Genomic DNA, 5,400 nt, shown 5'->3' on the forward strand with positions numbered 1-5,400 from the left:
TATCACTGTTTCATGTGCAGAAACAAAACTATTTCTCACTGCAACCACGACTTTCAGCACGTTATCAACTCAATAAATCTGTAGCTTTCAAAGCCGCTTATACCCAAATGAGTCAATATGTACATTTGTTATCTTCTACTCCTATTTCAATGCCTACCGATCTATGGGTTCCCGTCACGCAAAACATTAAACCTATGCGTTCAAATCAATATTCGTTGGGAGGATATTACACAGGAATTCAAGGATGGGAATTCTCTGTAGAAGGATATTATAAAGATATGCGCAATGTGCTCGAATATAAAGATGGCATTAGTTTTCTAGGTTCTTCCTCCGGGTGGGAAAATAAGGTGGAGATGGGAAAAGGACGTTCGACCGGTATCGAATTTATGGTTCAAAAAACAGCAGGAAAAACGACAGGATGGTTAGCGTATACTCTCTCCAAAAGTGACCGGAAGTTTGCCAAGGGAGGAATAAACAATGGGGAACGCTTTCCATATAAGTATGACCGACGCCACAACATGAACCTGACCATCAATCATCAATTCAGTGAGCGAATTGATATCGGAGCTTCCTGGGTATTTTATACAGGAGGTACAACTACGATTCCCGAAGAAAAAACATCTGTGATATATCCGGGCAACAGTTCACATAATAGCGCATTTGGTGATTATTTCCCGGAAGGTCTTCCCAATATAGGAGAAGCATCCTACATCGAAAATCGCAATAACTACCGGTTACCCTCCAGCCACAGATTGAATATAGGTATCAACTTCAACAAAAAGACTAAACATGGTATACGTACCTGGAATATTAGTTTATACAATGTGTATAATGAAATGAATCCCACCTTCGTTTACCGTAGCAAAAACAATGCCCAACATGCAATCATTAAAAAATATACAATCTTACCATTAATTCCTTCTTTCACTTACACTTATAAATTTTAATCAAGATGAAAACATACATATACTACTTACTCATAGTAACATCAATACTCACTACAGTCTCTTGTGAAAACGAGCTCCCTTTCGATTTCAATAATAATCCTCCGAAGTTAGTAATGAATGCACTGATAGACACGACTAATCCGGAAAACATACTTTATCTCAACTTTACAGGCAAAGAGTATGCCACTAATGTCCAAAACGCCACAGTAGAAGTGCGTATCAACGGACAACTGGCAGAAAGTTTACGCCCTCTCCCTATTGAACCGGAAGAAAATGAACAATGCCGCTTCAAGATAACAAGTAAATTTAATCCCGGAGATGTAGTACGTATTGACGCTTTAACTGATGATGGTAAATATCATGCCTGGTCAGAAGTCATTGTTCCGCAACCTCTCAAAGAAATTGAAAAGATTGATACTCTTAGTGTAGAGATATCCAAAAGTGGTTTCACCTACGATCGTCTCCAATATAAAATAACTTTCAATGATCGTCCCAACGAGGATAATTACTATCGTATCCTTGTAGACCTTCAGATATCCATACCGGACTATAACTTTGATACTGACGAAACTGTAATGAAAATCAAACATAGTTATGGATTCGAGGCACATGATGATATTGTATTAACAGACGGACATCCTTCTACAGGCGACGATGATGATAACGGTATATTTGATAACATAGAAAATAAATATGGTGTATTCGACGATTCACGTTTCAAAAATAGCTCTTACACAATGACTGTCTACAATAACATTAGAGCACCCAGATATTTACAATTACCCGTAAATATTGAAGTAGATGTCGTAATACATCTGCTAAGCATTACTGAAACAGAATATTACTACCTCAAAGCACTCAACTTACTGGAATCCGACTCTTACGACGAGACCATAAACGAACCCATCAGACTTCCAAGTAATGTCAATGGAGGCTTAGGAGTAATCGGAATAAGTACTGAAACAAGCAAAACGATTCACTTCCCTGATTATTGGGCACGATATTAATATTATCTTTGCAGCCAAAAGCAAGGAATTATGTTCATTATTATAGGAATCATGCTGACAGGTATGCTCATCGGCTACCTGTTACGTAGCAAACGGCTGACATGGATACACAAGATTATCACCTTTCTGATATGGCTGTTGCTCTTCCTACTCGGAATAGACGTAGGAGGCAACGAAGCCATCATGAAAGGATTACATACATTGGGGCTTGAAGCACTTATCATAACTTTGGCAGCAGTCATCGGTAGTACTTTGTTGGCATGGGGACTTTGGTACCTATTATATATAAGGAACAGAGATAAGGAGGAAAAAGCATGAAAGGCAGTTTGGTCATTGTATCCTTTTTCATCGTAGGTACTCTTTGTGGTGTCTATCACCTCATTCCGTTCAATTTCTCCGATAGTAATCTCAGTTATTATGCTCTTTGCGGACTGATGTTTTGTGTAGGTATCAGTATTGGTAACGATCCGAAAACATTGAAAAGTTTCCGGTCATTGAATCCTCGCCTTGTTTTTCTGCCCATTATGACTATACTGGGAACTTTAGCCGGCTGTGCCGTTACAGGAGTTTTCATGAGTCAGCGTACTCCTTTAGATTGTATGGCTGTAGGAGCCGGATTTGGATACTATTCACTTTCCAGTATCTTCATTACCGAATACAAAGGAGCGGAGTTAGGAACCATCGCACTCCTTTCTAATATTATGCGTGAAATAATAGCCTTGTTAGGTGCACCTTTACTAGTGAGATACTTCGGTAAATTAGCTCCAATTTCTGTAGGCGGAGCCACCACCATGGATACAACACTTCCCATTATCACCCGCTATTCGGGACAGGAATTTGTCATCATTTCCATCTTTCACGGTTTCATTGTAGACTTTAGTGTACCCTTTCTTGTTACATTCCTTTGCTCTGTATCATTTTGAATAATCAATTTATTAAGAAAGAATAAGTACCCGAACCAATCTTTCCAATATACAGATATGGTTCTCCTTTCACACGGGTAACTTTTACCGGAGTTCCGTTCATCATAACTTTATATTTACCGGAAGGAAGCGGCAAATAAACCTCGGCATCCATATTAGCCGGAATAGAGACTTTTAAAGAATATTCTTCACTCTTATTTTTGGCAGCTATCTGAATATTTCCACGAATGGTTGGAACAGTTGCCTCCGCCCACTCCAATGATCCCAACTGAGGTTTGATACGAACTGTTCCAAAACCGGGTGTCAATGGTTCTATCCCCATCAGATGACGTGGAATGATATTAGCGGGAGCTGCTCCCCAAGCATGATTCCAATCCTGATTCGTCTTATATTTATTATCCCAGGCTTCTAAGGAAATAGTAGAACCGACACGAATCATATTATACCAACTTCGGTCATCTGTTTTTGTCAGCATTTGCAATGCATATTCCGCATCATTTGCTTTGTATAAGGCATCCATTAGGAATTGTGAGCCGTAAACACTACAAGCCATTCCCCTTGCGCGGATGAAATCAATTACTCCCTGTTCTTTTCCTTCCGGCACCAGACCGAAAGCTAGCGGAAACATATTGCCATGTAATGAAGTGTGGTCCGTATCTGCCGAGAGCCCATCCGTAAAGTATCCTTTACTCGTATTAAAGAATGAACGGATAAATAACTTCTTGAAATTCTTTGCTTCCGAAATATACAAATCTGCGTCTTCCGACTTCTCCAGAACATCTGCTATCTGCCCCATCAATTTTAGAGCTTCATAATGATAAGCATTCGTTACCGCATTATAATCTGTGAAAACAAATCCGTCCGACTCTCCCATTACATCCCATAACTTACTGTCCGGCTTGGTATGAGGCCAATCCACAATGTCTCTAATCTGCCCATTCATACGAATGGAAGAAATAAACTCCGGAGTTTGTAATCCGGTACTTGTACTTATCAGCCCATTCTTTTCACGAAGTAACAACAGGAGTCGAGGTTTCAATTGTTCATAACTGACTTTCAGCGAACGGCTATCACCTGTATACAGATAATCCTGCCAAGCAATCAACACAGCCTGAAGAATCCATTCAGTAGGCCAAGTGGGATGCAGTAACAGATATTCGTGTGAACGACGAGCCATCGAATACTCCCGATCCACACCATAATGGCAAAGCTGATTAATCAACGCATCTGCTTCATAAGGGATTCGTTCACGATCTCCATCCACATAGATTCCGGCAAATGAGGTTGCACGAATAGAATATTTACATAGTTTCCATACCTGATTCAAAATATCATCAGAAGAACGGAAAGAAGAAGCCGTTTCGTCAAACGGATAGTGTACTACTTCACGAACGATAGAAACAGGTGATTGAGATTCATTGTATCCCTCAATCTCACAATACCGGAATGGTAATACTTCACCAACATATTCAGGAATCAACACTGCCGCCTTTCCAGTATTTCGACCATCCTTTTCTATTTTAATCCGATAAGTATGGGTTCCTTTCAGTAGTGCTAGCTGGCAACGTCGATAGCGGATGGTCGATTGTCCCGGATTACGCAGTACACGACCGTTTTCCAAACATTCTCCCAAATGTATAGTTACCGAATCAGACTCGTTCACTGACGTAAATGTTAAAATCAATTGGGCGAAAGCATCGGTTCCAAAATCAACCAGACATGCATTAGTTGAGAGATTTTTCACAGTAATCGGAGATTCCATTGTTTTTACCTGTGGATAGTAGGCTGTCGCATATTCAGATAAGCTGTCAGCAGTACGGAAAGCTTTTATTTCCGACCATTCGCTCTCTCCTTCTGTATCTGTCACAGTTTTCACCCGCCAGAAATAAGTCTTATCAGGTTTCAGAGCTTCGCCCCCATATAAAACTGCAACCGACTGTCCGTTCTTTACTTCATCACTATCCCACACATTTCCTTTTCCGGAAGTTACATCGGATAGATTATCCGCAACAATCAGTCGATAAGCAATTTGATGTGTATTCTGCGTTTCTCCCGGAACAACCCATGAAAAGGCAGGATACATTGAACGAATAGCAGCATATTGAAGTGATTCAATAGCAGAATCAAGCTTCCAAACCGGAAGACTGGAAACATATCCATTGTTCCAGGTCCGGTCGGTATGTTCTATCAAGTCGGTCATCAAGCCGGAAGGTTTGTTATCAGCCATAGCCGATAACGATATAGAAAATACTCCCAAAGCTACCAGAGCCAACCGCTTCAGTAATCTATTTCTTCTCATGTAATTCACAGTATTATTAATAAGGCGATAGCCTGTGATTATTTAATAGTCACCATTGTCGCACCAAATCCATATTCCTGAAAAGAAGCATCCTGATAACGACAATTGCTGTATTTTCGCTTCAGTTCATCAAGAACTGCTTTCCGAAGCACTCCGTCGCCTTTACCATGTATAAAGACTATCTTTTGCTCCCGCTTATTCTTGTATGTCTCCATCACCTCACG

6 protein-coding genes are annotated in these 5,400 nt (G+C 40.3%); 4 read left to right on the forward strand and 2 right to left on the reverse strand.

Features of this window, described 5'->3' with window-relative positions:
• The 4 genes from PHO71_RS25070 to PHO71_RS25085 form a co-directional block, all read left to right on the forward strand.
• Window positions 1-947 (forward strand): TonB-dependent receptor plug domain-containing protein (locus PHO71_RS25070; protein WP_367279939.1); only part of this gene is annotated, 947 nt, incomplete at its 5' end.
• A gap of 5 nt (window positions 948-952) precedes the next feature.
• The gene (locus tag PHO71_RS25075; RefSeq protein WP_300208918.1) at window positions 953-1,954 is read left to right on the forward strand and encodes a DUF4249 domain-containing protein; all 1,002 of its coding nucleotides are present in this window, start codon (window positions 953-955) and stop codon (window positions 1,952-1,954) included.
• Window positions 1,955-1,984: 30 nt separating this feature from the next.
• Window positions 1,985-2,272, forward strand: a complete 288-nt coding sequence (locus PHO71_RS25080) for a LysO family transporter (protein WP_300208919.1) — start codon at window positions 1,985-1,987, stop codon at window positions 2,270-2,272.
• A complete protein-coding gene (locus tag PHO71_RS25085; RefSeq protein ID WP_125042372.1) occupies window positions 2,269-2,877 on the forward strand; it encodes a lysine exporter LysO family protein in 609 nt (202 codons plus the stop codon). Before PHO71_RS25080 ends, PHO71_RS25085 begins: the two co-directional genes overlap by 4 nt.
• 4 nt (window positions 2,878-2,881) lie before the next feature.
• Here PHO71_RS25085 and PHO71_RS25090 read toward each other — a convergent pair whose 3' ends face one another.
• Both PHO71_RS25090 and PHO71_RS25095 read right to left on the reverse strand, forming a co-directional pair.
• Window positions 2,882-5,176 carry an alpha-L-rhamnosidase C-terminal domain-containing protein gene (locus PHO71_RS25090; protein WP_300208920.1) on the reverse strand — a complete coding sequence of 765 codons (2,295 nt, stop codon included), beginning with the start codon at window positions 5,174-5,176 and terminating at the stop codon, window positions 2,882-2,884.
• 38 nt (window positions 5,177-5,214) lie between these two features.
• A partial coding sequence (locus tag PHO71_RS25095) for a Smr/MutS family protein (RefSeq protein ID WP_300208921.1) occupies window positions 5,215-5,400 on the reverse strand: 186 nt, incomplete at its 5' end.

Origin of the sequence: Bacteroides sp., assembly GCF_028690125.1 — a bacterium.
Classification (GTDB): domain Bacteria; phylum Bacteroidota; class Bacteroidia; order Bacteroidales; family Bacteroidaceae; genus Bacteroides.

What these genes read in the sequence shown, in the direction of transcription:
- PHO71_RS25075 (WP_300208918.1), top strand. Translation starts at nt 953, where the DNA reads ATGAAAACATACATATACTACTTACTCATAGTAACATCAATACTCACT.
- PHO71_RS25080 (WP_300208919.1), top strand. Translation starts at nt 1,985, where the DNA reads ATGTTCATTATTATAGGAATCATGCTGACAGGTATGCTCATCGGCTAC.
- PHO71_RS25085 (WP_125042372.1), top strand. Translation starts at nt 2,269, where the DNA reads ATGAAAGGCAGTTTGGTCATTGTATCCTTTTTCATCGTAGGTACTCTT.
- PHO71_RS25090 (WP_300208920.1), bottom strand. Translation starts at nt 5,176, where the DNA reads ATGAGAAGAAATAGATTACTGAAGCGGTTGGCTCTGGTAGCTTTGGGA.